The sequence below is a fragment of the Kitasatospora sp. NPDC097691 genome (assembly GCF_040302665.1).
Classification (GTDB): Bacteria; Actinomycetota; Actinomycetes; order Streptomycetales; family Streptomycetaceae; genus Kitasatospora.
The window spans coordinates 16,398-39,905 of record NZ_JBEORY010000037.1 but is presented as its reverse complement, the minus strand read 5'-3'; the positions used below and the strand labels follow the sequence as shown (position 1 = coordinate 39,905).

Genomic DNA, 23,508 nt, shown 5'->3' with positions numbered 1-23,508 from the left:
CAGCACGGGGAACGATGAGGAGGGTTGCGGAAGGGGCTCCCGGCCACGGGTCTGCGCGACTCTACTACGCCCTGACCACTCGTTCGAGGGGCGAACCACTCCGCTTCTCCACCTTGCCCCGCACACGTCAGAAACCGGTCCCAATCGCCTGCACTTCGCGCCCGGATCATCCGCAGACGTCCGATTTTCCCGACCGGCCCGCACTCCGCTCCCCCACCGCACACCCCCACCGACTCCTCCCCGAGTCCTTCCTGGGTCCTTCCTGAATCTTCCCTGAGTCCTCCGCCGCGCCTCCTCCGTTCCTCCCCCCGGCCTCCCCGATCGCGACACCATCCGAGCGGACCCGTGCCGATCTCGTCGCGTCACCGGCGCAACCCTGGGCAGTGACGGAGCGATCCGATAGTTTCGCTCCACCCGCGCAACCGGGCGCCGCCGCCCAGGCGGCCGCAGGACGGGCGGGCCGGGCCGGCAGGAGGCGCCGGGAGACGCGGAACCGGGGAGGACTGTGCGCGAGTTCACCAGCCCCGCCCCGGCCGTTCCCGAGGCCGTCGGAGGACTCGCCGACTCCCTGTACGACACCGCCGAGCGCACCCCCGACCTGGTCCAACTGTCGTGGCGGACCACCGACGGGCAGTGGCAGGACGTCACCGCCCGGGAGTTCCGGGACCAGGTGCTCGCCCTGGCCAAGGGATTACTCACGCATGGCGTGCGCTACGGCGACCGGGTCGCCCTGATGTCCCGCACCCGCTACGAGTGGACGCTCTTCGACTACGCGCTCTGGTCGATCGGCGCGATCACCGTCCCGGTCTACCCCACCGCCTCCCCCGAGCAGGTCCGCTGGATCCTCGCCGAGACCCAGGCGGTGGCCTGCCTGGTCGAGGACGAGGACGCCGCGATGACCGTCGGCGCGGTCTGCGACGCACTGCCCGACCTCACCGGCATCTGGCAGCTGGACCGCGACTGCGTCGCGGCGATCACCCAGGACGGCCGTGGCGTGCCCGACTCCCTGGTGCACCGCCAGCGCCTCGGCGTCGCCGGCGAGAACATCGCCACCGTCGTCTACACCTCGGGCACCACCGGCCGACCCAAGGGCTGCCTGATCACCCACGCCAACCTGGCCGCCGAGGCCGACGCGCTGCTCGCCGGCTGGGGGGACGCCCTGCGCGACACCGGCGGCAACCAGCCCGGCACGCTGCTGTTCCTGCCGCTCGCCCACGTCTACGGGCGGGCCGTGCAGATCGCCGCGCTCCGCGGCGGCTTCCGGATCGGCCACGTCCCCGAGGTCTCCACCAACGCGCTGCTGCCCGCCCTGCAGACCTTCCGGCCGACCTTCCTGCACGCCGTCCCGTACGTCTTCGAGAAGATCTTCCAGCAGGCCCGGCGCACCGCCGAGGACTCCGGGCGCGGCGAACTCTTCGAGCAGGCCCGGCAGGTGGCCGTCGACTGGGCCGCCGCCCGGGAGCAGAAGGCCTTCGGGCGCGGCCCCGGGCCGAGCGCCGCGCTGCGGCTGCGCCACCTCGCCTACGAGCGGACCGTCTACCCGAGGCTGCGCGCGGTGCTCGGCGGCCGGGTGCGCAGCGTGATGTGCGGCGGCTCCTCGCTGCGGCGCGAGCTGGGCCTGTTCTTCACCGGCGCCGGCCTCCAGCTGTACGAGGGGTACGGTCTGACCGAGACCTCCGCGGCGATCACCGCCAACCCCGCCGGGCGGCAGAAGCTCGGCACCGTCGGGCAGCCGGTGCCGGGGGCCTCGGTGGCGATCGCCGACGACGGCGAGGTGTGGGTGCGCGGCGGATCGGTCTTCGGCGGCTACCTCAACCACCCGCAGTGCACCGCCGAGTCACTGGTCGACGGCTGGTTCGCCACCGGCGACCTGGGCCGGCTGGACGAGGACGGCTACCTCACCATCACCGGCCGCAAGAAGGACCTGATCGTCACCAGTAGCGGCAAGAACCTCGCACCCTCGGGCCTGGAGGAGCGGGTCGAGGCGCATCCACTGGTCTCCCAGTGCCTGGTGGTGGGCGACGACCGCCCGTACGTGGCCGCGCTGATCACGCTCGACCCGGCGGCCCTGGCGCACTGGCTGAAGTCCCACGGGCGGGAGCAGCTGGACGCCTGGGCGGTGCTCGCGGACGAGGAGCTGCACCTCGAGGTCCAGCGCGCGGTGGCGGCGGCCAACACGGCGGTGTCGCGGGCCGAGTCGATCCGCGCGTTCCGGCTGCTGCCAAGGGAGTTCAGCCAGGAGCAGGGGCTGCTGACGCCCTCGCTCAAGCTGCGCAGAGGCGCCATCGCGGAGTACTACGCGGAGGACATAGCGGAGCTGTACCTCTCCTGACGGCATGTCCGGTCCGTGGTCTGACACCCCGTCTTGTCCCGTGCGGCGCGGGCACGATGGCCGACCGGTTCACCTGCCGTTCCCTTGACGGGCCGATTGGTCCAGTCCATTGTTCTCTTCGGTCCGAGTGCGGCGTGCCACCACCCCCTTTGCCCATGCCCGCTTTCTGCTCACGCCCACTTCTGCTCACGCCCTCCCCACGGGCGTCCCCCACATGCTGGAGTCCTCACGTGTCGATGTCCACGCGCCTGTCCGCGCTGGCCGCCTCCGTCGCGCTGCTCACCGCCTTCGCCGTACCGGCGGCCTCCGCCGACGGGGCAGCGGCCGCACCGGGTGCAACGTCCGCACCGTCCGCACCGGCTGCGGCGGCTGCAACGTCCGCCCCGGCTGCGGCGGCTGCGGCGGCTGCGGCGGCTGCCGCAACGGTCAACCTGGCGACCAACCCCGGGTTCGAGGTGCCCGCCCCGAACCTCGCCGACTGGGGCAGCATCCCCGGCTGGAGCTGCACCGGTGGCCCGGCCGAAGCGGCCGTCACCACCACCGCCCCGCACTCCGGCGCCTCCGCGCTGACCGTCACCCCGGCGGACGCCGACTCCACCGGCGAGTGCGTCCAGACCGTCGCCGTCCGGCCCGACACCACCTACACCGCCTCCGCCTGGGTCCGCGGCAATTTCGTCCACCTGGGCGCCACCGGCACCGGCAGGGACCTCCCGCCCGCGTGGACGCAGAGCACCGGCGGCGGCTGGCAGCGGCTGACCACGCGCTTCACCACCGGCCCCGACGCGCGCAGCATCCGGCTGTACGTGCACGGCTGGTACCAGCAGGGCCCCTTCTCGGTGGACGACGTCCGGGTGGACGGCCCCGCGCCCGCCCCGGCGGTGGCGGCGGACTCGGTCCCGACCACCGACAAGGTCGTCTTCTTCACCGTGGACGACGGCTGGCAGCGCACCCCCGAGGCTGAGCAGTTCATCGCCGACCACCGGCTGCCGATCACCGCCTTCCCGCTGCCGATGCCGGCCGGCACCGACCCGGCCTTCTTCAAGCGGGTCACCGCCGTACCCGGCTCCTCGGTCCAGGACCACACGGTCTCCCACTCCGACCTCAGCAAGCTCACCCTGGACCAGCAGCAGGTCGAGATCTGCGACGCCCGCGACACCATGACCCGCCTCTTCGGCACCGCGCCAGCCGTCTTCCGCCCGCCCTTCTTCGCCTGGAACGCCGACACCCTGCAGGCCGCCGCCAACTGCGGCATCCGCACCGTGCTCACCGCCGACGCCGACTTCAGCTGGGGCGCCGCCAACATCTGGCACCCGGGCCCGCTCCAGCCGGGCGACGTCATCATCATGCACTGGAGCGACACCCTGGCCACCGACCTGCAGCGCGCCCTCGCCGCCGCCGACGCCGCCGGCCTCAAGCCGGCCGGCCTGGTCGACTACCTGCGCTGACCGGCCACGCCCACGGTACGTCCGGGCGGAGGGGCTGCTCCTGGTCGTGACCTCGGCCGCCGGTGCGCCGGACTACCGGAGCACCGGAGCACCGGAGCACCCACAGTGGGTACCGCAACCTGGTGACCCACCCCGTGGTCCGGGTCGAGCTCGGCACCGACGCCTTCGACGCGATCGCCGTACCCGCCGAGGGCGACCGGCGGGAGCGACTGTTCGCCGCCGCCGTCCGGAAGACGCCGGGATACGGCGACTACCAGGCGCACACCGAGCGGGAGTTGCCGGTCGTCGCCCTGGAACGGGACCGACCCGGACCCGTTCCCGCCGGCGAGGCACCGGTCGTACGCACCCTCGCCCGCAGCCACCGGAGCCGGCTCACGTGCTCGCGCGGCTCGACGAGCAGCACCGGGCGATCGGGCGGATCAAGGACGAGCTGGCTGGTGACGCCGCCGGCCGGGATCGAGGTCAGCGAACCGGAGCGGCTCCGCGCCGAACCGGACCGGATGTCGGCCGAGCTGGAGGCGTACCTCCACCACGAGGAGGCGGAGTTGTTGCCGGTCCTCGCCGGCATCCCCTTCCTGCCGATCGGGCCCGCCTCCGCCGGGAGCGCGCCGAACCGGGTCCCCGAAGCGCCGCTGCCGCCGTCCCCTCCCCGTGCCTCTGGAGGGGGCGGCGGCACCCGCTGCGCTGCGGTGTCGGACGGCTTCCGACGAGCCGTTACGACTGCGAGAAGACCGGCAGGTAGCCACCGGCCTGGCCGGCGGCCTTCGGGTGGTAGCTCTCGTCGATCGGCAGGGTGGTGCTGTTCAGCCAGGTGGTCAGGCTGCCGCAGATCTCGTGGTTGCTGAAGATGTTGCGGACGTCACCGAACGCGAAGCCGGCGTTGGCGGCGCGCTTGGCGAGGACGCCGTCCAGGGTGTCGGCGGCGCCGTTGATGGCGGCCCGCTTCGTGTCGCCGATGCCGAAGACGCAGTCGCCGCCGACCTTGTAGATGTGCGGGTAGCCCATCACCACGACGTGGGCGTTCGGCGCCTTGGCCTTGATCGCGGAGTACACGTTGTCCAGCTGGCCCGGCAGGGTGTTGAGGGCGTAGTTCTTCGCTGTGTTGACGGCGTTGAGGCAGGCGCTGTCGGAGCCCAGGACACAGGTCTGCATGGTGTCCGCGAAACCGGCGTCGTTGCCGCCCACGGAGATGCTGACCAGCGTGGTGCCGGCATCCAGGGCCGAGATCTGGCTGTTGAGGATGTCGCCGGTCCTGGCGCCCGAGCAGGCGACGAACTTGAAGGAGGACGGCGAGTGCGCGTTCTTCCAGAGGTACGCGTACGCGTTGGTGCTGCGCTTGCAGCTACCGCTGTCGCTCAGGTAGCTCCCGGCACCGACACCGGAGGAGTACGAGTCACCGAGGGCCACGTAGTTGACGCCGGCCGCATTGGCGGACGAGGCGGCGAAGAGCGTCGTCATGGTGAGGCCTGCCGCAATCGCGGCGATGGACAGGGCACGGGCAGGGCGGGGCATGACACCTCCAGGGTGGGGGGTGGGGGCGTGGCGTGGGTCACAGAAGTGATACCAGGCAGTAGGGGAACCCGGAAGCGCTCATGCCAAGGATATTGACGGACCGTCTGATAGCTCAGCGGTGAACTGCCGCCAACAGTCCGTGAGTTCACACTGGTCAGTGCGGGTGCGTTTTGACGCGCGTAGCGTTTTGCGCGTGGACCGGCAACTTGCGGAAGTTCAGTGCGCGGTAAACCTGGAGTCGATGTCCGACCACCGTTGAGTCAGTTTCGACCCGGCCGGCAGTCGGGGCGAGAGCGCGCCGACAGGCGTGCGGGGACCATGGCGGGCGCGGGAAGGCCACGGCGGGCGCGAGCGGACGAACGGACGTCGTCGGGCGCGAGCGGACCCCGATGAACGCCGCCGTGAGCCGACTTCAGACCCGGGCGCCGGGCAGGACCCTCAGGACAGCGGACACCGCTCGGGCCCCGGGCGCGCCGGTCTAGCGGCCACCGCCCGGGTACACGGTGCCCGGCGAGACCGTGCAGCCCCCGACCGGCAGCTCCTCGATCGTCTCGTTCGCGGCGGCGGGCACGCCGAGCCAGCGGACGGCGGTGGCGACCGCCGCCCGGGCCTGGCGCAGCCCGGGCGCGCCCCAGCCCAGCAGCTCGACGGCGAGCCCGGGCGCGACCAGCAGCCGCCGGTAGTGCCGGCCCGAGGCCGGGTCGGCGACGCTCGGCCCGACCGCCCTCAACGCCGCCGCCATCCGGACCCGCGCACACTCGTGCCCGCCGTTCGCCGAACCGACCCGGTCGTAGAGGTACCCGAGGTAGTACGGCCGGCCGATCACCGCCTGCGCCTCCTCGGCCGCCTCCCTGGCCAGGGCGGCAGCAGGGTCCCCGGAGTCCTCCGGCTCCAGTGAACCGCCGGGCAGCGAGCAGATCCCGTCCCTGGGGTTCACCAGGGTCAGCACCCGCCCGTCCGGGGCGAACAGCCACCCCCAGGACTGCTTGACCGGCAGCCCGTCCGGCACCTGCTCGCCCGGTCGCCACGGCCAGCCCGCCGTGGGGCGACGCCGGACCTTCCCGAGCAGATCGGCGATCTCCGCGCTGTACTCGATCGGGCTCATGCTCTCGCCTCGCGGCGCTCGACGGGGACGTCGGGCCACCGGGTGGGGGCCCCGGCCCGGCCCTTGCCCGAGGTCTCGACCCCACCCGAGGCATCGACCTCGCCGAAGGCATCGACCTCGCCGGAGCCGACGGCGGAGGCGTGCGGCTGCGCGCGTCCTCCGGAGCCGAGTTCGCTCCGCTCGCTCATGCGTCCCCCTCTCGCTGTCGGGCTCGCCGGACCGGCGGTGCGCGGAGAGGACCTGCAGGGCGCGGTACGGAGCGGAGCGGCCGGAGCGGCGGTGCGGGGTACCGCACGCTCCTGCTGTTGATCTTCTCCGAATCTTCCCCGAACAGGCGGTCGATGAACAGTCCCCAGCGCCGCATGGTGGACGCGGCGATGGTGAACGCCCTGATCATCCCAGCGGCCCACCCCCTCGCCGGGGACCGGGAACGCCGGGGAATCCGGGCAGCGGGAACCCAGGCCGCGGGTCCACACCCGGCGGGAACGGCAGCCCGCGGGCGGCGTCGTCCGCGAGCTCGTCGAACACCTCGTGCGTGGTCATCGGCCGCAGCCGGCCGTCGGCCAGCGCCCAGCCGCGCACCGGCGGCCGGATCCCGGCATCACCGGTCGAGGGACGCGCCGGGCCCCCGGTCGGCGGGCCCGGCGGGTCCCCGGGCGGCGGATCGGCCCGGCGGCCCGACGACGGATCGCCGTGCAGCAGCAGCGCCCCCTCGCCGCCGGAGGCCACGCCCGCCGCCAGCGTGACGCAGAACGCCTCGGTGTCCCGCCCGGCGGGGTACAGCCGCCCCTCCTCGACGCAGACGTCCACCGCCGAGGTGAGCTCCTCACCGTCCTCGGGGCCGTGGCAGCGCAGCGTCAGCAGGTGGCAGCCCTCCCCGGCGCCCTCGGCCAGCGCCAGGTACACCGACGTCACGTACCGCATGACCGCCGCCATCCGGCGCTGCCCATCCGGGTCGTCGCCGACGGCGTCCAGCAGCGCCATGCAGGCCACGGACATCCGCACCCGCGCCCGGTGGTCGTCCATCAGCACCGGCAGCAGCTCGGCCAGCCGCTCCCCCGCGTAGACGAACGGCTCCCCGGCCAGCTCGGGATCGCCCGCGTAGGCGACCCGGGCCGCGGGCATCCGGGGGTCGAGGCCGAGCGCCTCGCAGTAGTCCTCGAAGTCGTCCGCCTCCAGGACCCGCAGGTGCACCTCCAGACCCTGCCGGTACAGGGCCGTCAGCTGCTCCTCCGCCCGCCGCAGGTAACCCTGGTGGTCGAGCCCGCCGAACAGCCCGTACCGCGCGAGCCCGGCGAAGTCCCCGGCCTCGACGGCCAGCGCCAGCGCGACCGGCTGCGGCGGCGCGCCCCGGGCCCGGCCGCCGCGCCGTCCTCGCGCGCCACCCCCTCCCGCACGCCCGCCCGGCGGCCTCCCGCCCCCGGGCGGGGCCGCCCCACCGGGCCCACCGCCCGGCGCCCCTCCGGCCGGCGCACCACCGGCACCGCTCCCCGGCTTCGGCCCCGCCAGCACCAGCACCCGACGGCGCCCCCGCGACGTCCGCCCGCCCGCGGCACCCACCACGTCACGCAGCAACTCCCGCACAGCAGCCATGGCTCCTCCTGTTCCTCACCTGTTCGACATCCGACAGCGCCGACCGCCCCGAACGACGGAGCCGCCGACGTCGAGGAACATACACACAGCCACTGACAACTCACCCCGAGTAATCGAACAGAGGGCGGGAGACGGCACCGCGGCGCCCCGGCGACACCCCCGCACGACAGCACCCCCGGTGCTCGTGAGACGCACGCCTCCACGGATCCGGGTGGGATTGTCAGTGCCGACGGTTAGGGTCGGGGACCATGCGACTGCTGCATACCTCCGACTGGCATCTCGGGCGTTCGTTCCACCGGGAGAGCCTGCACGACGCCCAACGGGCCTTCCTGGACCACCTGGTGGACGTGGTCCGGGCCGAGGGTGTGGACGCCGTACTGGTCGCGGGCGACGTCTACGACCGGGCGCTGCCCGGGCTGGAGGCGGTCGCGATGTTCGACGACGTCCTGCACCGGCTGGCGGATCTCGGCGTGCCCACGGTGTTCATCAGCGGCAACCACGACTCGGCCCGTCGGCTGGGAGTCGGCGCGGGGCTGATCGGGCGGGCCGGGATCCACCTGCGGACGGATCCGGGCGAGTGCGCCACGCCCGTGGTGCTGGCGGACGACCACGGGCCGGTGGCCGTGTACGGACTGCCGTACCTGGAGCCCACGCTGGTGCGCGAGCGCTTCGGGCTGGCGAAGGGCGGGCACGCCGCGGTGCTCGGGGCCGCGATGGACGAGGTGCGGGCCGATCTGGCGGCGCGCCCGGCCGGTACCCGCGCGGTGGTGCTGGCGCACGCCTTCGTCACCGGCGGCGCGCCGAGCGACAGCGAGCGGGACATCGCGGTCGGCGGTGTCGCCTCGGTGCCCGCCTCGGTGTTCGAGGGGGTGCACTACGTCGCGCTCGGCCACCTGCACGGCTGCCAGACGCTCGCCCCGCACCTGCGCTACAGCGGCTCCCCGCTCGCCTACTCCTTCTCCGAGGTGCACCAGCGCAAGAGCATGTGGCTGGTCGACCTCGCGGCCGACGGCTCGGTGGCCGCCGCGCGCGTGCCCTGCCCCGAGCCGCGCCGCCTCGCCACCCTGCGCGACACCCTCGACGCGCTGCTCACCGACGAGAGGTACGCCGAGCACGAGCAGTCCTGGGTGCAGGCCACGCTCACCGACGCCGTCCGCCCGAGCGAGCCGATGGAGCGACTGCGCCACCGCTTCCCGCACACCCTGCAACTGCTCTTCGACCCGGACGAAGCCGAGGCCTCGGCCTCCCCGTCGTACGCGGCGCGGGTGAGCGGCCGGGACGACCTGGAGATCGCCGAGGGCTTCCTGCGGCACGTCCGCCCCGGGGCCGAGCCTGCGCCCGACGAGCTCGGCTGGCTGCGCGAGGGCTTCGAGCGCGTCCGGCAGACCACCGACCGGAAGGCGGACCTGCCCCGATGAGGCTGCACCGGCTCACCGTCACCGCCTTCGGCCCGTTCGCCGGCACCGAGACGGTCGACTTCGACGCGCTCGCCGCCGGTGGGCTGTTCCTGCTGCGCGGCGCGACGGGCGCGGGCAAGAGCAGCGTGCTGGACGCGGTCTGCTTCGCGCTGTACGGCGAGACTCCGGGCGCCCGCCGCGCCAACCGGCTGCGCAGCGACCACGCCGACCCCAAGCGGCTGACCGAGGTGCAGCTGGAGCTGACCCTCGGCGGTCGGCGTCTGCAGATCACCCGGCTGCCGGAGCAGCAACGGCCGAAGAAGGTCGGCACCGGCACCACCGTCGAACGGGCGCAGACGCTGCTGCGCGAGTGGGTCGCCGACACGGGCGACGGCACGCCGGGCTGGCGGGGGCTCAGCAAGTCGCACCAGGAGGTCGGGGAGGAGGTCCTGCAGCTCGTCGGCCTCAACCGGGAGCAGTTCTGCCAGGTGGTGCTGCTGCCGCAGGGCGACTTCGCGCGCTTCCTCAAGGCCGACTCGGAGGAGCGCGGCAAGCTGCTGCGGCGGCTGTTCGACACCGAGCGGTACCGGCTCGTCGAGGACTGGCTGGCCGAACAACGGCGCGCCCAGGAGGCGGCAGTCCAGGCCGGGCGGCGCCGGCTGCGCGACCTCTCCAGCAAGGCCGAGCAGGCGGCGGGCCCGGGCGCCGAGCCCGCGGAGGGGTGGGTCCCGGCCGAGGACGGCGACACCGGGCTCACCGCCGGGGTGCTCGGCTGGGCGGCGGTCCTGCGCAGCGGCGCGGCCGAGCAGCTCGCCGTCGCGGAGTCGGCGCTCGCGGGCGCCGGGCTGGCACAGCGCACCGCCCAGCGGCACCGCGAGGCCGCCGAGGAGCTGGCCGGGCGGCAGCGCCGGCACCGGGAGGCGCTGGAGCGGGCCGCACGGCTGGCCGGGTTCGAGCCCGCCGCCGCACAGGACCGGCAGCGGCTGGCCGCGGCGCAGGAGGCCGTCGGGGTGGAGTCCGCGCTGCGGCTGCGGGAGAGCGCGGCCGAGGCGCTGCGGCGCGCGCAGGCCGCGGAGCGCCGACACCGCGAAGCGCTGGCCGCCGCACCGGGCGGGGAGGGTCGGCGGCTCGACGGGGCCGGCGCCGCCGAGCTGGCCGAGGCCGAGCTACGGCTGCGGGCCGAGGTGGTCCGTCTGGAGGCGGCCCGGGCGGACGAGCTGCGCTGCGCCGAAATCGCCCGTGAGCAGGGAACGTTGACGGCGGACCGGACCACCGCCGAGGCGCTGGCCGAGGAGGCCGAGGACTGGCTGGCCGAGTTCGAGGGCGAGCTGAAGCGCCTGGAGGACGAGCACGCCCGGGCTCGGGAGGCGACCGCCCGGGTCGAGCAACTGGACGGACAGCGCGCCGAGCTTGCCATCCGACTGGACGCGGCCCGGGAACGCGACGGCCTGCGGGCCGAGATCACGGCGGCCGAACCGCGGGTCGTCGAGCTGCGCACCGCCGCACTGGACGCCCGCGAGCACAGCCTGGACCTGCGGGACCGCCGGCTGACGGGCATGGCCGCCGAGCTCGCCGAGCAGCTGCGCACCGGCGAGGCCTGCCGGGTCTGCGGCTCGCCCGAGCATCCGGCGCCCGCCGAGGCGGCGCCCGGCAGCCGGGTCGCCGCCGAGGACGAGGAGCGGGCCCGCCGCGCCCAGGCCGTCGCCGAGCAGGCCTGGACGGAGGCGGACCAGGCGCTCACCGCCCTGCGGGTGCGCGAGGCCAGCGCCGCCGGAGCGGCCGGGCCGGAGGGTGCGGACGCGCTCGCACGGGCCCTCGCCGGGCTGGAGTGCGAGCACCGCGAGGCGCGGCACACGGCGGAGGCGCTCGGCCGGGTCGAGCAGCAGATCGCCCGGCTGTCCCAGGACCGCGCCCGCCGTGACGACGAGCTGCACGAGGCCAAGGAGCGCACTGCCGTCCTCAGCGACCGGCTGCTGAAGCTCGCCACCGAACGGGACGCGCTGACCGCCCGAGTGGCGGCCGCCCGCGGCGAGGCGGCCTCGGTCGCCGACCGGGCCGCGGCCCTGACCCGGACCACCGAGCAGGTCGCCGCCACGGCCACCGCCGCCCGCGCCCGTACGGAGGCGGTGGCCCGGCTCGACGAGGCCGAGGGCGAGCTGGGCGAGGCCGCCGCCGCAGCGGGCTTCCCGGACGCCCGGGCGGCACTGGCCGTGCTGCTGCCGCGGGACGAGCGTGAGCGGCTGGAGGCCCGGCTGGAGCGGCACCGCGCGGAGACCGCCGCCGTCCGGCGTGAGCTGGACCTGCCGGAGCTCACCGAGGCCGCGGCCCGTCCCCCGGTCGACCTGCCCGCCGTCGCGGCCGGGCTGCGCGCCGCCACCGACCGGCTCGGACAGGCGCACGCCGCCCGCGCGGCGGCCCACGAACGGTGCGAGGCGCTGGCCGCGATCGGCCGACAGCTGGCCGGGCTCGCCGCCGAGCTGGCCCCGGCCCTGGACGGGTACGGGCGGATCAACCGGCTCGCCACGCTGACCGCCGGCACCTCCGGCGAGAACCGGCTGCGGATGCGCCTGGAGTCGTACGTGCTGGCGGCCCGGCTGGAGCAGGTCGCGGCGGCGGCCAGCGACCGGCTGGTCCGGATGTCCGGCGGTCGCTACACCCTGGTGCACAACGACGGCCGGGGCGCCGGCACCAAGCGCTCGGGCCTGGCACTGCGGGTGGTGGACGCCTGGACGGGCACCGAGCGGGACACCGCGACCCTCTCCGGCGGCGAGAGCTTCTTCGCCTCGCTCTCCCTCGCCCTGGGCCTGGCCGACGTGGTGACCGACGAGGCCGGCGGCATGCCGCTGGACACCCTGTTCATCGACGAGGGCTTCGGCACGCTCGACGAGCAGTCCCTGGAGGAGGTGATGGACGTCCTCGACGGCCTGCGCGAGCGGGACCGGGCGGTCGGCATCGTCAGCCACGTCGCCGACCTGCGCAGCCGTGTCCCGGCCCAGCTGCTGGTCCGTAAGGGCCGGCGCGGCTCGACCCTGGCCCTGGCCGGGCGGGAGGACGCGTAGGGAAGCCGTTACGCGGCCGCGGACGGGCCTCGGATCGACCGTCGGGCGGGCGTCGGACCGGGCGGGATCAGCCCGAGCAGGCGATGCGCTGCGCCTGCTGCCAGGCGCACACCGGGCAGAGCGTGCTGCCCGGCTGGTCGGCGGGCAGCTCGGTCGGTTCGCCGCACAGCACGCAGTCGGCGCGCGGCCCGGACGCCGTCGGGTCGTGCCCGAGCGCCGCCTCGGCCCTGCCGCCGTCGGAGGCGAGTTCGCAGACCGCCGTGGACTCGTTCGTCGCGCTGTCGCTGTCGCTCATGCCGCCTTCCTACTCCGCCGCTCCGCCCCGAGGCAAGACCGCCCCGGTCCGCTCCCCGCTGTTCGGGGTCGGGGTCGGGGTCGAGGCCGGCGTCGAGGCCGAGGCCGGGGTCGGGGTCGACTCGATCATGGCGGCGACGCCGTCCAGCAGCGGCTTCAGCCCGAAGGCGAACAACGCGTCCAGGTCCAGGTCGTAGCCGTTGCCGAGGCTGCCGGTCGTCCGCGCGAACACCGGGTGGCGCTCGCCGGTGACGATCGCCGCCAGGAGCGGGCTCTGACGGTCCATCCACTGGTCCTCGGTGAGGCCGGTGGTGGCCTCGGCCTGGGCCTCCCGCTCCAGGTGGACGGCGATCCCCTGGACGTAGCTGTAGAGCAGGACGTGCAGGTCGAGCATGGTCGCGGCGTCGAGGCCGTGACCGTCGAGCGCGGCGAGCGCCCACTCGGCGTGGTCCAGCAGGGCGGGCAGCATCAGTGGGCGGGTGAGCACGCCGACCTGGGCGAGCCACGGGTGGCGCCGGTAGATCCGCCACAGCGTGTGGGCACCGATCTCCAGCCGCGCCCGCCACTCCCCCGGTGGGTCCAACGGGTAGGACTCCTCCCCGAACGCCGCGTCCGCCATCAGCAGCACCAGGTCGTCCTTGCTCTGGACGTAGCGGTAGGGCGACATCGCGGCGACGCCGAGCCGGGCCGCGACGCTGCGCATGGAGAGCGCGGTGAGTCCCTCACGGTCGGCGATCTCCATGGCAGCACGGACGATCCGTTCCGCACTGAGCTCCACGGACGGGCCCGCGCCCGACGGTGCCCGGTCCCGCGGCGCGCTGGCGGCAGGCGTGACGGGTGCGGGCACGGACGGCGCGGGCACGGCGGGCGCGGGCAGGGCAGGCGCGGGCACGGCACGCGCGGCCGGTGCAGGCGCAGCCACCACGGTGCCGACCCGGGGCCGGGCCTCGACCAACCCCTCCAGCCTCAGCGTGGTGAGCGCCTTGGTGGCCGTGGCCAGCGCGACGTTCCACTCGCGGACGATCCGCCGCGTCGAGGGCACCCGATCGCCCGGCGCGAGCGTGCCGTCGACGATCCGCCCGGCGATCTCGTCGGCGATGCGCCGGTACGGCGGGACGGACTCTGGTGTGCCGGACATGCGACCTGCCCCCTCGTGTGATGTGGATCCCAATCCGCGACAGCCGGAACTGTACTAGCGCAGACGCTACCAGGGGCGCCGTGCCGGAATCTCCGTCTGCACTAGATCAGTTGGCACAGAACAGCAGTTGGCCCGGCTGCGCGTACGCCGTACATTCAGCTCGCGTACAGCGTACGAGCCGACGCGCGGCACCGCGCGTCGACGGACACCGAGGAGCGACCAATGAAGACCGTGCTCATCTCAGGCGGCGGCATCGCGGGCACCGCGCTCGCCGCACTGCTGAGCCACCGCGGCTACGCCCCCACGGTGGTGGAGCGCGCCTCCGGGCCGCGCGGCGGCGGGCAGGCCGTGGACGTCCGGGGCGTCGCGCTGGAGGTGGTCGAGCGACTGGGCGTGCTGGAGCAGATCCGCGCCCACCGCACCCGGATGCGGGGCATGTCCGTCCTGGACGGCGACGGCCGGGAGCTCCACCGCTCCACCGAGAACACGTTCAGCAGCGGGCGGCTCGACAGCGGCGACCTTGAGCTGCTGCGCGACGACCTCGTCCGGATCCTGCACGACCGGGCGAAAGAGGAAGGATGCGCGCGATTCGTCTTCGGGGACGGCGTGACCGCGCTCGACCCGGACGAGGACGACGTCCTCGTCTCCTTCGAGCACGCCGAGCCCCGCCGCTTCGACCTGGTCGTGGGTGCCGACGGCCTGCACTCGGCCGTCCGCCGACTGACCTTCGGGCCCGAGGAGCGCTTCGCACGCCACCTCGGCATGCATCTGGCGATCTTCAGCTCGGACAACTTCCTCGGCCTGGAGGACTGGCAGCTCTGGCTTCGCGACGGCGAAGCCGGCTACGGCATCTACCCGGTGCGCGGCAACAGCGAGTTGCGGATCAGCTTCGGCTACGCGGGCGAGCCACTGCCGGAGGGCCGGCGCGATCCGCAGGCACAGCGGGCGGTCGTCGCCGAGCGGATGGCGGCGCTGCGCTGGGAGACCCCGAGGCTGTTGAAGGCGCTGGCCGACGCACCCGACCTCTACTGCGACACGATGACGCAGATCCGGATGGACCGCTGGTCGCAGGGCCGCATCGTCCTGCTCGGGGACGCGGGCTACTGCGCCTCCCCGTTGTCGGGCCAGGGCACCAGCCTCGCCCTGGTCGGCGCCCACGTCCTGGCCGACGCCCTCGCCCGCTCCGACGGCGACCACCGCACCGCCTTCGCCTCGTACGAGGAGCGGATGCGCCCGTTCGTCGCGCTCAACCAGGACCTGGCGACCGAGAACCCGGGCGGTCCGGCCGCCGAGGAGTCGGTGGAACGTGCGAAGAACGCGATCTCGCTGGACGGCTGACCGAGGCGGGCGGCGGCGACGGCCTGCAGGGCGCTCACCACGGATGGCGGCGAACAGATCACAGCGGGCCGATGACAGCGAACGGAGTTCAGCGAACGTTTTCTGAAATCTGTCTGCTGTCATCTGTTCGCTGAACCCCGTCCGCCGAAACCTGTTCGCGGATGCCCTCTGCAGGCGCCGGCCCGCCGGCCGGCCGCTCCCGGCCGGCGGTTACCGTGTCCGGCATGGCCACCGATCTCCGCCGACGCCTGCTCGCCGCCCACGCCACCGCCCCGACGTACGCCGAGGTGGGGGCCACCCGGGGCGGGCGGCTGCCGGACGGGTACGCGCACCTGCGGCGCCGGGTGCACCTCGGGCACGGACCGGAGGTGCTGCAGCGGGCCGGGCGGTACGTGCTCGGCTGGGGCACCCAGTTGGGCACCGGCTTCGCGGTCCACCCGGGCGGGCCGGCCCGGCCCGGGGCGACGGTGCTGCTGCGGTTGAGTCTGCCCGGCAGCCGGTGGCCGCGGCTGGTGATCCCCTGCCGGGTGGTGTGGACGGTGGACGAGCCGGACCGGGTCGGATTCGCGTACGGCACGCTCCCCGGGCACCCGGAGTGCGGCGAGGAGGCCTTCCTGGTGTCGATGGACGCCGACGGCGAGGTGTGGTTCGAGGTCACCGCGTTCTCCCGGCTCTCCGCCTGGTACGCCCGCCTGGGCCGCCCGGTCGCGCTGCTCTGCCAGCACCTGGCGATCGAGCGCTACCTCACGGCCGTGGCCGCACACGTCGACCGCTAGTCAGGAAGCCACCAGGCCCCGACCCCGCCAGGTCCGACCCCGTACGAGCCCCGACCCCGCACGAGCCGGCCGGGCTCAGCCCAGGAAGGACAGCCGGACGGTCCGGCGCGGATTGTCCCCATTGGTGTCGATCAGCACCACCGACTGCCAGACGCCGAGCGCCAGTTGGCCGCCGAGCACCGGCAGGGTGGCGTGCGGGGCGACCAGTCCGGGCACCACGTGGTCCCGGCCGTGGCCGGGGCTGCCGTGCCGGTGGCGCCAGCGGTCGTCGGCCGGAAGCAGCTCGCGCAGGGTGGCGAGGAAGTCGTCGTCGCTGCCGGAACCGGTCTCCAGGACGGCGATCCCCGCGGTGGCGTGCGGTACGAAGACGTTGAGCAGGCCGTCGCGCCCGGCGGCACGCTCGTCGAGGAACGCGACGCAGCGGTCGGTGATGTCGAGGGCGACCTCGCGGCTGCCGGTGGTGATCTCGAAGGTGGTGGTCTGGAACCCGCCGGTCGGGGTGGAGTGGTTGTTGTCCGCCATGGCGCCATCCTGGCCCAGGTCAGGTGGCCGGGCGTACTGCCTCGCCGACTCGGCTTGCCAGGGAGGCAAACTCGCGTAGGGTGAAAGGTTCAGACCACCTCGAGGTCCCGCCGAGGACCCGGCGCAGACTCACCGAGGACCCGCCACGGCCCCGCCAGGAGCCCGGCGAGGACCCCTCAGGAACCCGCCGCGGACCCCGAGATCCCCCGGCCCGCGGCACACCCGCGAGCGGCTGTACCAGCCCCGGACACGCCGAAGACCCGACGGACCGAAGGTCCACCGGGCCTGTTCCCGCCCAGGACGGGACGACGACTGACGCGACGACGACTGACGCGACGGCCGGGGACGAACCCCTAGCCGCGCCCGCCGAAGAGGCTGCGCCGCAGCCGACGCAGTGGCGTCAGCAGCGAGATCCTGGTGTGGCGACGACGGGTCGTCGGAGCCTCGGCGCCGCGCGGCGTCAGCTCCCTTATCAGCCCGAGAGCCTCGGCGGTGTCCACCGCCGAGAGTGCGGGCGCGCCGAGCACGGCCAGGTGTCGCTCGATCCGGCGGCCGGTCGTGCCGACACCGCACTGGATCGCCGGCACACGGGGCCGAGTCCGCACTTGCATGTGTTCCATCAGTTTTCCCACCCCTACGAGGCGCCAGGGCCGTGAGGCGAAGACTATCCGTGACGGACGGCCTTCGCGCAACCGTCCTTGGCGTTGTGCCACCGTATCGTGCGGCGTCAACTGACGATGCACCAGGGGCCACCCGGCCGGTCACGACTAGGCATCAATGATGGTGCACGACCCGCCGTTCGTCAGCAGGGCCAAGAGGTGCGGTCCGGCGCCCGTGTGCGCGGCACGCGCCCGGCGCACGGGGGCGCTGTGGTGACGTCCGACACAGCCCCGGTCGAGGCGCCCGCGCACACCCCCGGGGAGCCCACATGTGGGCTCCCCATATAGGGGACAGCCGTCAGATCGACAAAGTGATCTTCAGGGCACCGTCCATCACCGTCCATTCACCGTCCACCACCGAGCGCGACGCCCGCCGCCGCCCGCGATCACCCAGCGCTACCCTTGCCCACCGGCACCCACGGCCCGTCGTACGCCCGGCGTCATGAAGTGGCCGACATGAACTGGCCGACATGAACCGGCCGACTTCATGAAGTGAACACATTCGAGGGATTGACTCCCGCCGAACCTCCAAGCAATATCTGTTGCACACGCCAGTGCCCGCACCGCACCCAGGCGTGTGTTCGAGTGATGAAGAACTCCGGCTCCCGCGAGCCACTGCCCGGCCGCCTCGACGCTGCGGTGGCCAGGCTCGCGCGGTGCCCGGACCGGCGGCCGGCCGTAGAGGGTCGGCCGGGCCGCCACCTGACTGCCGGTGCCGCCCCGTGAGGGGCCCGGCACCGGCGGTCCCGGGTCCCCAGCCCGCGGATCCCGTCGACAAATCCCCCCAGCCCCATGGCACGCCCCCGCTCCCCGGCAACGGCAGTCACCCGGGGCAGAGACCCGAACCCCGGGCGAGGCCTCCCGGATCCCGGGCACGGCCCCCGGCCCCGGATCCCGGGCGAGCCCCCGGACCGGACGTCCACGCAGGTCGCGCCCGGTGGATCGGTAGACTCGGCCAGCGTGTCCCTCCTCCTCAGCATCGTGCTCCCGGTCCACGGCGTGGAGCGGTATCTGCCGCGCTGCCTCGACTCGATCCTCGGCGACACCCCCGCCCTGGAATCCCGCTTCGAGGTCATCGCGGTCGACGACCTCTCCCCCGACGGCTCCGGCGCGATCCTGGACGCCTACGCGGCCCGCGACCGCAGGCTGCGGGTGCTGCACCTCTCGGAGAACCAGGGCCTCGGCGGCGCCCGCACCGCCGCCCTGCCGCAGGCACGCGGCCAGTACGTCTGGTTCCTGGACAGCGACGACTGGGTGCCCGAGCGGACGGTCAGCGTGATCCTCGACGAGCTGGCGCAGGAGCGCCGCCGCGAGACCCCCGCCGATGTGCTGATCACCGACTTCACCCACGTCTACCCGGACGGCGGGACGGAGTCCAACCCCTGGCGCCACGTGCTGACCGGCTCCCCCCTGGTCGAGGGCTGCACCCTGGCCGAGCACCCGGCGCTGTTCCAGACCGTGATGTCGGTCTGGAACAAGGTGTTCCGCCGCGAGTTCCTGGACGGCCTCGGCGTCTCCTTCGGCCGCGGCTACTACGAGGACATCTCGGTCACCTACCCCGCGCTGCTCGCCGCCGGACGGCTGCGCTACCTCGACCGCCCCTGCTACAACTACCGGCGCGGCCGGGACGGCGCGATCACCGCCACCGCCTCCCCCAAGCACGCCGACGTCTTCGCCCAGTACGACGCGATCTTCGCCTTCCTGGACCGCCCGGACCGCCCCGGCCGGCCCGTCCCGGACTCGCTGCGCACCCTGGTCTTCGACCGGACCGTCCGCCAGGCACTCAACGTCTACGACACCCCCGGGCTGGTCCCCACCGGCCTGCGCAAGGAGTTCTTCCAGCGGATCGCCCGGCACTTCGACCGCCACCGCCCGGCCGGCTACCACTACCCCGGCGGGGTGCGCGGCGTGCAGTACCGGCTGGCCGCGCGCGGCGCCCGGATCGCCTACGCCGAGCTGCGCCGCACCGGCCGGCTGCCGCGCGAACTCAAGCGCGGGGCGCGGGCGGTGGCTCCCGCGGTGAAGAAGGGGGTGCGCAGCGGCGCCCGGTTCACCGCGTACAACGCCTTCCGCCGGCTGCCGCTGGACGAGCACCTGGCGGTCTACGCCGCGTACTGGCACCGGGGTTACGCGTGCAGTCCGGCGGCGATCTACGAGAAGGCGAAGGAACTCGCGCCGCGGATCCGGGGCGTGTGGGTGGTGGAGAACCGTCGGCAGGCCGCGGCGCTGCCGCCGGGGGTGCCGTACGTGATCGTCAACACCCCGGCCTACCTCAAGACGATGGCGACCGCCAAGTACTTCGTCAACAACGTCAACTTCCCGCGCACGATGGTCAAGCGGCCGGGCTCGGTGCACGTGCAGACCCAGCACGGCACCCCGCTCAAGACCATGGGCATGGACCTGCGCGACCGCCCGGCGGCGGCGGAGGGGATGGACTTCGACCTGCTCCAGGAGGCCGTCGACCGCTGGGACTTCCTGGTCTCCCCCAACCCGCACACCAGCGAGCACTTCGCCCGCGCCTTCCCCGGCCGGTACGAGATGCTGGACACCGGCTACCCGCGCAACGACCGGCTGGCCGACGCCGCCCCCGACGAGGTGCGCGCGATGCGCGAGCGGCTGGGGCTGCGGCCGGGCACCAGGGCCGTGCTGTACGCGCCGACCCACCGCGGCGGCAAGGGCGGCTACGTGCCGCTGCTCGACGTGGCCGAGCTGGCCCGCCGGCTGGGCCCGGACTTCACGCTGCTGGTGCGCACGCACTACTTCCACACCGGAGGGCCGGGCGACCTGACGGCCGGCGGGCAGGCGGCGGAGATCGTGGACGTCTCGTCGCACCCGGCCGTCGAGGACCTCTACCTCGCGGCGGACGTGCTGGTGACGGACTACTCGTCGATGATGTTCGACTACGCGGTGCTGGACCGGCCGGTGGTGATCTTCGCCCCGGACTGGGCGGAGTACCAGAGTGAGCGCGGCGTCTACTTCGACCTGTTCGCCGAGCCGCCGGGCGCGGTCACGGAGACCGCGGACGAGCTGGTGCGGGCGCTGCTGGCGGGCGATCCGGCGCCGGGGGCGCGGGCGCGGTTCCGCGCGAAGTTCTGCGTCTGGGACGACGGCGGCGCGGCGGAGCGGGTGGTGCGCCGGGTGTTCCCGGTGGACGGCGGGCGGTAACCGGGCGGTACGGCCCGCAGCGGGAAAGCGGGAAGCGGTAGGGCCCGCAGCTCGCGAAGCGGCGGATCCGCCGACCGGGGCCGGGCGCCGCCGGTACGGCGTCCGGCCCCGGTCGGTGCGGGCTCAGCGCTGGCGGGCGGCCAGGAACTCTTCGAAGGTCAGGACGCCGTCGTGGTTGGTGTCCATGCTGTGGATCAGGGCCTCGGCCATCGAGAGGGTGACGTCGTGGTCGCCCATCTCGTTCGCGGCCAGCGCGTACTCGGCCGCCGTGATCTTGCCGTCGCCGTCCTTGTCGAAGCGGTCGAAAAAGGCCTTGATCGCCTCGGTGGTCTCCATCGTGCCCTCCTGGGTACTGCGGGGTGTTGCTCTGTTCGGACGGCCGTACCCTACCCGGCCGTGGTGTGCACCACGGTCGGCGGGAGTGGACGGGCGCGGGGGTGCGTGTCGTAGTCTGCGGATCTGATTGCGGGCCCGGGCACCTCCCGGGCGGTAGTTCGTCCAGGGAGGGAATCGTGCTCGACCTCGTCACCAAGCTGGTGCTGAAACCGGTTTCGCGGGGAATCTGGCGGCCGGTCATCGAGGGGGTCGAGAACGTTCCGCGCAAGGGCGGGGTGATCCTGGCCAGCAACCACCTGTCGTTCATCGACAGCGTGGTGATCCCGCTGACCTCCCCGCGCCGGGTCCACTTCCTCGCCAAGGCCGAGTACTTCACCGGCACCGGGCTCAAGGGCAGGCTCTCCAAGGGCTTCTTCGAGGCGATCGGCGCGGTGCCGGTCGAGCGCGGCACCTACCGTTCCGCTCAGGCCTCGCTGGAGTCGGCGCTGGAGATCCTGGAGGACGGCAAGGCCTTCGGCATCTACCCCGAGGGCACCCGCTCCCTGGACGGCCGCCTCTACCGGGGGAAGACGGGCGTCGCCTGGCTCGCGCTCACCGCGGGCGTCCCGGTCGTGCCGGTGGCGCTGGAGGGGCCGGAGCAGATCCTGCCGGTGGGCAAGCGGGTGCCGCGGCTGAAGAAGGTGACGGTCCGCTTCGGCGAGCCGCTGCACTTCGACGAGCTGCACGGGCAGGCCCGCTCGTTGAAGGCCCGTCGGCAGGTGACCGACGAGGTGATGGCGGCGATCCAGCGGCTGTCCGGCCAGGAGGTCGCGGAGAACTACAACGAGGTCCCGAAGGCGGCCTGACCGGCGTCGGGCTCGACGGGCCCGCCCGGCCGGCGGGTCCGACCGGCGGGTTCAGGCGTGACGGAGGGCGGCCTCCGACAGGAGGGCCCCCTCCGGCAGGGCGTCCTCCGACAGGGCGTCCTCCGCCGGACCGGACCTCTCCCGCAGAACGGCCTCCGGCGCTTCCCGGCGCAGCAGGGCCGCGTACCGGCCGTCCAGCTCCACCAGTTCCTCGTGGGTGCCGAGTTCCACCACCACGCCGCGGTCCAGGACGGCGATCTGGTCGGCGGCGCGGACGGTGGAGAGCCGGTGCGCGATGGTGATGGTGGTGCGGCCGGCAGCCAGGGTGTCCACGGCCTGCTGGACGGCGCGCTCGGTGCGGTTGTCGAGCGCGCTGGTGGCCTCGTCGAGGATGAGGACGGGCGGGTTGCGCAGGATCGTCCGGGCGAGTGCGAGGCGCTGCTTCTCGCCGCCGGAGAAGCGGTAGCCGCGCTCGCCGACCAGGGTGTCGTAGCCGTCCGGCAGGGCGGCGATGGTGTCGTGGACCTGTGCGGCCCGGGCGGCCTCGACCAGTTCGGCGTCGGTGGCGCCGGGCTTGGCGAAGCGCAGGTTATCGGCGACCGAGGCGTGGAAGAGGTAGGTCTCCTGGGAGACCACGCCGACCGCGCGCGCCAGGGTGTCGAAGGAGAGTTCGCGGACGTCGACGCCGTCGAGGGTGACCCGGCCGCCGGTGACGTCGTACAGCCGCGGGACGAGGTAGCTGAGGGTGGTCTTGCCCGAGCCGGTCTCGCCGACCACGGCCAGTGAGCTCCCGGCGGGGACCCTGAGGTCGATGCCGGAGAGCGTCGGGCGCTCCTGCGCGGGGTCGTACCGGAAGTCGACGCCCTCGAAGCGGACCTCGCCGCGGGGGGCGGTGAGCGTGACCGGGTCGGCCGGTTCGGCGATCTCCACCGGCAGGTCGAGGTACTCGAAGATGCGCTGGAAGAGCGCGAGCGAGGTCTGCACGTCCACGCCGGTGGACAGCAGGCTGACGGTGGGGCGGAAGAGGCCCTGCTGGAGGGTGACGAAGGCGACCAGGGTGCCGACCGAGACGATCGGTGCGCCGGCGGCGGAGGTCAGCCCGGCCGCCCAGTAGATCAGCGCGGGCATCGCGGCCATCACGATCTGGATGGTGTTCATCCGCCAGCGCCCGGCCATGCTGGCCCGGACCTCCAGGTCGGCGAGCTGGTCGGACTGCTGGGTGAACTCACGGGCGAGCGAGCCGGAGCGGCCCATCGTGCGGCCGAGCAGGATGCCGCTGACCGAGAGCGACTCCTGGACGGCCGAACTCATCGCGGCCAGCTGCTTCTGCCGCTCGGTGGTGATCTTCTTCCGCTCCTGGCCGACCCGGCGGCTGATCCAGACGAACAGCGGGAGCAGAAGGAGGGAGACGACGGTGAGCCGCCAGTCGAGGGCGACCATGGCGACGATCGAGGCGACCACCGCGGTGAGGTTGGAGACCAGGCTGGTCGCGGTGGACGTCACCGTGGACTGCATGCCACCGATGTCGTTGGCGATCCGGGACTGCACCTCGCCGGTGCGGGTGCGGGTGAAGAAGGCCAGTGACTGCCGCTGCAGGTGCCCGTAGACGGCGGTGCGCAGGTCGTGCATGACGCGCTGGCCGACGGTGGTGGAGATCAGCGTCTGCAGGACGTTGAAGATGCTGTTCACCACGGCGGTGAGGATCATCCCGAGCGCGAGCAGGCTGAGCAGCCCGGTGCGGCCCTGCGGGATGGCGGTGTCCAGGACGGCCCTCAGCAGGAACGGCGAGACGACCGACACCACGGCGGAGGCCGCGACCAGCAGCCCGACCGTGGCGAGACGGCCCCGGTAGGGGCGGAAGAGCGCGAGGATGCGCCGCCACGGGGCCGGCGGGCGGGATTCGCCCTCGGCGCGCTCGGGCGGGGTCCAGTCGGTGGCGGCTTGCCTCAAGGGCGGGCCTCCCTGGGTCGGTCGGACGGGCGGTCGGACGCG

General features: G+C 73.8%; 18 protein-coding genes and 1 pseudogene. 9 read left to right on the top strand and 10 right to left on the bottom strand.

Annotated features, from left to right (window positions below; all coding sequences use genetic code 11):
- Positions 1 to 505 precede the first annotated feature (505 nt).
- From ABTY56_RS24270 to ABTY56_RS24260, 3 genes and pseudogenes are all read left to right on the top strand, one after another.
- Positions 506 to 2,332 (top strand): AMP-dependent synthetase/ligase, encoded by a 1,827-nt coding sequence (locus tag ABTY56_RS24270; RefSeq protein WP_350631149.1) that lies wholly within the window; start codon positions 506 to 508, stop codon positions 2,330 to 2,332.
- A gap of 236 nt (positions 2,333 to 2,568) precedes the next feature.
- Positions 2,569 to 3,777: a polysaccharide deacetylase family protein gene (locus ABTY56_RS24265; RefSeq protein WP_350631186.1), complete on the top strand. Its 1,209-nt coding sequence runs from the start codon at positions 2,569 to 2,571 to the stop codon at positions 3,775 to 3,777.
- 62 nt (positions 3,778 to 3,839) lie between these two features.
- Positions 3,840 to 4,013 (top strand): annotated as a pseudogene (locus ABTY56_RS24260) (nitroreductase/quinone reductase family protein); the annotation flags it as partial.
- 478 nt (positions 4,014 to 4,491) lie between these two features.
- Here the strand turns inward: ABTY56_RS24260 and ABTY56_RS24255 are convergent.
- The 4 genes from ABTY56_RS24255 to ABTY56_RS24240 form a co-directional block, all read right to left on the bottom strand.
- Positions 4,492 to 5,289 (bottom strand): SGNH/GDSL hydrolase family protein, encoded by a 798-nt coding sequence (locus ABTY56_RS24255; RefSeq protein WP_350631147.1) that lies wholly within the window; start codon positions 5,287 to 5,289, stop codon positions 4,492 to 4,494.
- A gap of 478 nt (positions 5,290 to 5,767) precedes the next feature.
- Positions 5,768 to 6,394 carry an NUDIX domain-containing protein gene (locus tag ABTY56_RS24250; protein ID WP_350631146.1) on the bottom strand — a complete coding sequence of 209 codons (627 nt, stop codon included), beginning with the start codon at positions 6,392 to 6,394 and terminating at the stop codon, positions 5,768 to 5,770.
- Entirely contained in the window at positions 6,391 to 6,582 is a 192-nt protein-coding gene (locus ABTY56_RS24245; RefSeq protein ID WP_350631145.1) for a hypothetical protein, read from the bottom strand. The genes ABTY56_RS24250 and ABTY56_RS24245 overlap by 4 nt, the downstream gene beginning before the upstream one ends.
- Before the next feature lie 205 nt (positions 6,583 to 6,787).
- On the bottom strand, positions 6,788 to 7,987 hold the full coding sequence (locus tag ABTY56_RS24240) for a DUF8829 domain-containing protein (RefSeq protein ID WP_350631144.1): 1,200 nt from the start codon (positions 7,985 to 7,987) through the stop codon (positions 6,788 to 6,790).
- Positions 7,988 to 8,235: 248 nt separating this feature from the next.
- Here ABTY56_RS24240 and ABTY56_RS24235 point away from each other — a divergent pair, with 248 nt between their 5' ends.
- Both ABTY56_RS24235 and ABTY56_RS24230 read left to right on the top strand, forming a co-directional pair.
- On the top strand, positions 8,236 to 9,405 hold the full coding sequence (locus ABTY56_RS24235; RefSeq protein WP_350631143.1) for an exonuclease SbcCD subunit D: 1,170 nt from the start codon (positions 8,236 to 8,238) through the stop codon (positions 9,403 to 9,405).
- A complete protein-coding gene (locus tag ABTY56_RS24230) occupies positions 9,402 to 12,443 on the top strand; it encodes an AAA family ATPase (RefSeq protein ID WP_350631142.1) in 3,042 nt (1,013 codons plus the stop codon). Before ABTY56_RS24235 ends, ABTY56_RS24230 begins: the two co-directional genes overlap by 4 nt.
- A gap of 67 nt (positions 12,444 to 12,510) precedes the next feature.
- Here ABTY56_RS24230 and ABTY56_RS24225 read toward each other — a convergent pair whose 3' ends face one another.
- Together ABTY56_RS24225 and ABTY56_RS24220 are read right to left on the bottom strand one after the other, a co-directional pair.
- The gene (locus tag ABTY56_RS24225) at positions 12,511 to 12,738 is read right to left on the bottom strand and encodes a hypothetical protein (RefSeq protein WP_350631141.1); all 228 of its coding nucleotides are present in this window, start codon (positions 12,736 to 12,738) and stop codon (positions 12,511 to 12,513) included.
- Positions 12,739 to 12,747: 9 nt separating this feature from the next.
- A complete protein-coding gene (locus ABTY56_RS24220) occupies positions 12,748 to 13,875 on the bottom strand; it encodes a TetR/AcrR family transcriptional regulator C-terminal domain-containing protein (protein ID WP_350631140.1) in 1,128 nt (375 codons plus the stop codon).
- Between the two features lie 222 nt (positions 13,876 to 14,097).
- Here ABTY56_RS24220 and ABTY56_RS24215 point away from each other — a divergent pair, with 222 nt between their 5' ends.
- Positions 14,098 to 15,213, top strand: coding sequence for an FAD-dependent monooxygenase (locus tag ABTY56_RS24215; protein WP_350631139.1), 1,116 nt, complete (start codon positions 14,098 to 14,100; stop codon positions 15,211 to 15,213).
- 224 nt (positions 15,214 to 15,437) lie between these two features.
- Complete coding sequence (locus ABTY56_RS24210) at positions 15,438 to 15,989, top strand: DUF1990 domain-containing protein (RefSeq protein WP_350631138.1); 552 nt, start codon at positions 15,438 to 15,440, stop codon at positions 15,987 to 15,989.
- 75 nt (positions 15,990 to 16,064) lie between these two features.
- Here the strand turns inward: ABTY56_RS24210 and ABTY56_RS24205 are convergent, their stop codons facing one another.
- On the bottom strand, positions 16,065 to 16,511 hold the full coding sequence (locus ABTY56_RS24205; RefSeq protein ID WP_350631137.1) for a YjbQ family protein: 447 nt from the start codon (positions 16,509 to 16,511) through the stop codon (positions 16,065 to 16,067).
- Between the two features lie 353 nt (positions 16,512 to 16,864).
- The gene (locus tag ABTY56_RS24200; RefSeq protein WP_350631136.1) at positions 16,865 to 17,131 is read right to left on the bottom strand and encodes a hypothetical protein; all 267 of its coding nucleotides are present in this window, start codon (positions 17,129 to 17,131) and stop codon (positions 16,865 to 16,867) included.
- A gap of 999 nt (positions 17,132 to 18,130) precedes the next feature.
- On the opposite strand from ABTY56_RS24200, the gene ABTY56_RS24195 reads away from it, so the two are divergent.
- On the top strand, positions 18,131 to 20,335 hold the full coding sequence (locus tag ABTY56_RS24195) for a bifunctional glycosyltransferase/CDP-glycerol:glycerophosphate glycerophosphotransferase (protein WP_350631135.1): 2,205 nt from the start codon (positions 18,131 to 18,133) through the stop codon (positions 20,333 to 20,335).
- A 123-nt stretch (positions 20,336 to 20,458) separates the two neighbouring features.
- On the opposite strand, the gene ABTY56_RS24190 is transcribed toward ABTY56_RS24195, so the two are convergent.
- A complete protein-coding gene (locus ABTY56_RS24190; protein WP_224282188.1) occupies positions 20,459 to 20,671 on the bottom strand; it encodes an EF-hand domain-containing protein in 213 nt (70 codons plus the stop codon).
- Positions 20,672 to 20,847: 176 nt separating this feature from the next.
- On the opposite strand from ABTY56_RS24190, the gene ABTY56_RS24185 reads away from it, so the two are divergent.
- Positions 20,848 to 21,516 (top strand): lysophospholipid acyltransferase family protein, encoded by a 669-nt coding sequence (locus ABTY56_RS24185; protein WP_350631134.1) that lies wholly within the window; start codon positions 20,848 to 20,850, stop codon positions 21,514 to 21,516.
- Between the two features lie 51 nt (positions 21,517 to 21,567).
- On the opposite strand, the gene ABTY56_RS24180 is transcribed toward ABTY56_RS24185, so the two are convergent.
- Positions 21,568 to 23,466 carry an ABC transporter ATP-binding protein gene (locus ABTY56_RS24180; protein ID WP_350631133.1) on the bottom strand — a complete coding sequence of 633 codons (1,899 nt, stop codon included), beginning with the start codon at positions 23,464 to 23,466 and terminating at the stop codon, positions 21,568 to 21,570.
- Positions 23,467 to 23,508 lie beyond the last annotated feature (42 nt).

Coding starts and splice junctions, on each gene's coding strand:
- ABTY56_RS24265 (WP_350631186.1), top strand. CDS start 2,569: ATGTCCACGCGCCTGTCCGCGCTGGCCGCCTCCGTCGCGCTGCTCACC.
- ABTY56_RS24255 (WP_350631147.1), bottom strand. CDS start 5,289: ATGCCCCGCCCTGCCCGTGCCCTGTCCATCGCCGCGATTGCGGCAGGC.
- ABTY56_RS24250 (WP_350631146.1), bottom strand. CDS start 6,394: ATGAGCCCGATCGAGTACAGCGCGGAGATCGCCGATCTGCTCGGGAAG.
- ABTY56_RS24245 (WP_350631145.1), bottom strand. CDS start 6,582: ATGAGCGAGCGGAGCGAACTCGGCTCCGGAGGACGCGCGCAGCCGCAC.
- ABTY56_RS24240 (WP_350631144.1), bottom strand. CDS start 7,987: ATGGCTGCTGTGCGGGAGTTGCTGCGTGACGTGGTGGGTGCCGCGGGC.
- ABTY56_RS24235 (WP_350631143.1), top strand. CDS start 8,236: ATGCGACTGCTGCATACCTCCGACTGGCATCTCGGGCGTTCGTTCCAC.
- ABTY56_RS24230 (WP_350631142.1), top strand. CDS start 9,402: ATGAGGCTGCACCGGCTCACCGTCACCGCCTTCGGCCCGTTCGCCGGC.
- ABTY56_RS24225 (WP_350631141.1), bottom strand. CDS start 12,738: ATGAGCGACAGCGACAGCGCGACGAACGAGTCCACGGCGGTCTGCGAA.
- ABTY56_RS24220 (WP_350631140.1), bottom strand. CDS start 13,875: ATGTCCGGCACACCAGAGTCCGTCCCGCCGTACCGGCGCATCGCCGAC.
- ABTY56_RS24215 (WP_350631139.1), top strand. CDS start 14,098: ATGAAGACCGTGCTCATCTCAGGCGGCGGCATCGCGGGCACCGCGCTC.
- ABTY56_RS24210 (WP_350631138.1), top strand. CDS start 15,438: ATGGCCACCGATCTCCGCCGACGCCTGCTCGCCGCCCACGCCACCGCC.
- ABTY56_RS24205 (WP_350631137.1), bottom strand. CDS start 16,511: ATGGCGGACAACAACCACTCCACCCCGACCGGCGGGTTCCAGACCACC.
- ABTY56_RS24200 (WP_350631136.1), bottom strand. CDS start 17,131: ATGGAACACATGCAAGTGCGGACTCGGCCCCGTGTGCCGGCGATCCAG.
- ABTY56_RS24190 (WP_224282188.1), bottom strand. CDS start 20,671: ATGGAGACCACCGAGGCGATCAAGGCCTTTTTCGACCGCTTCGACAAG.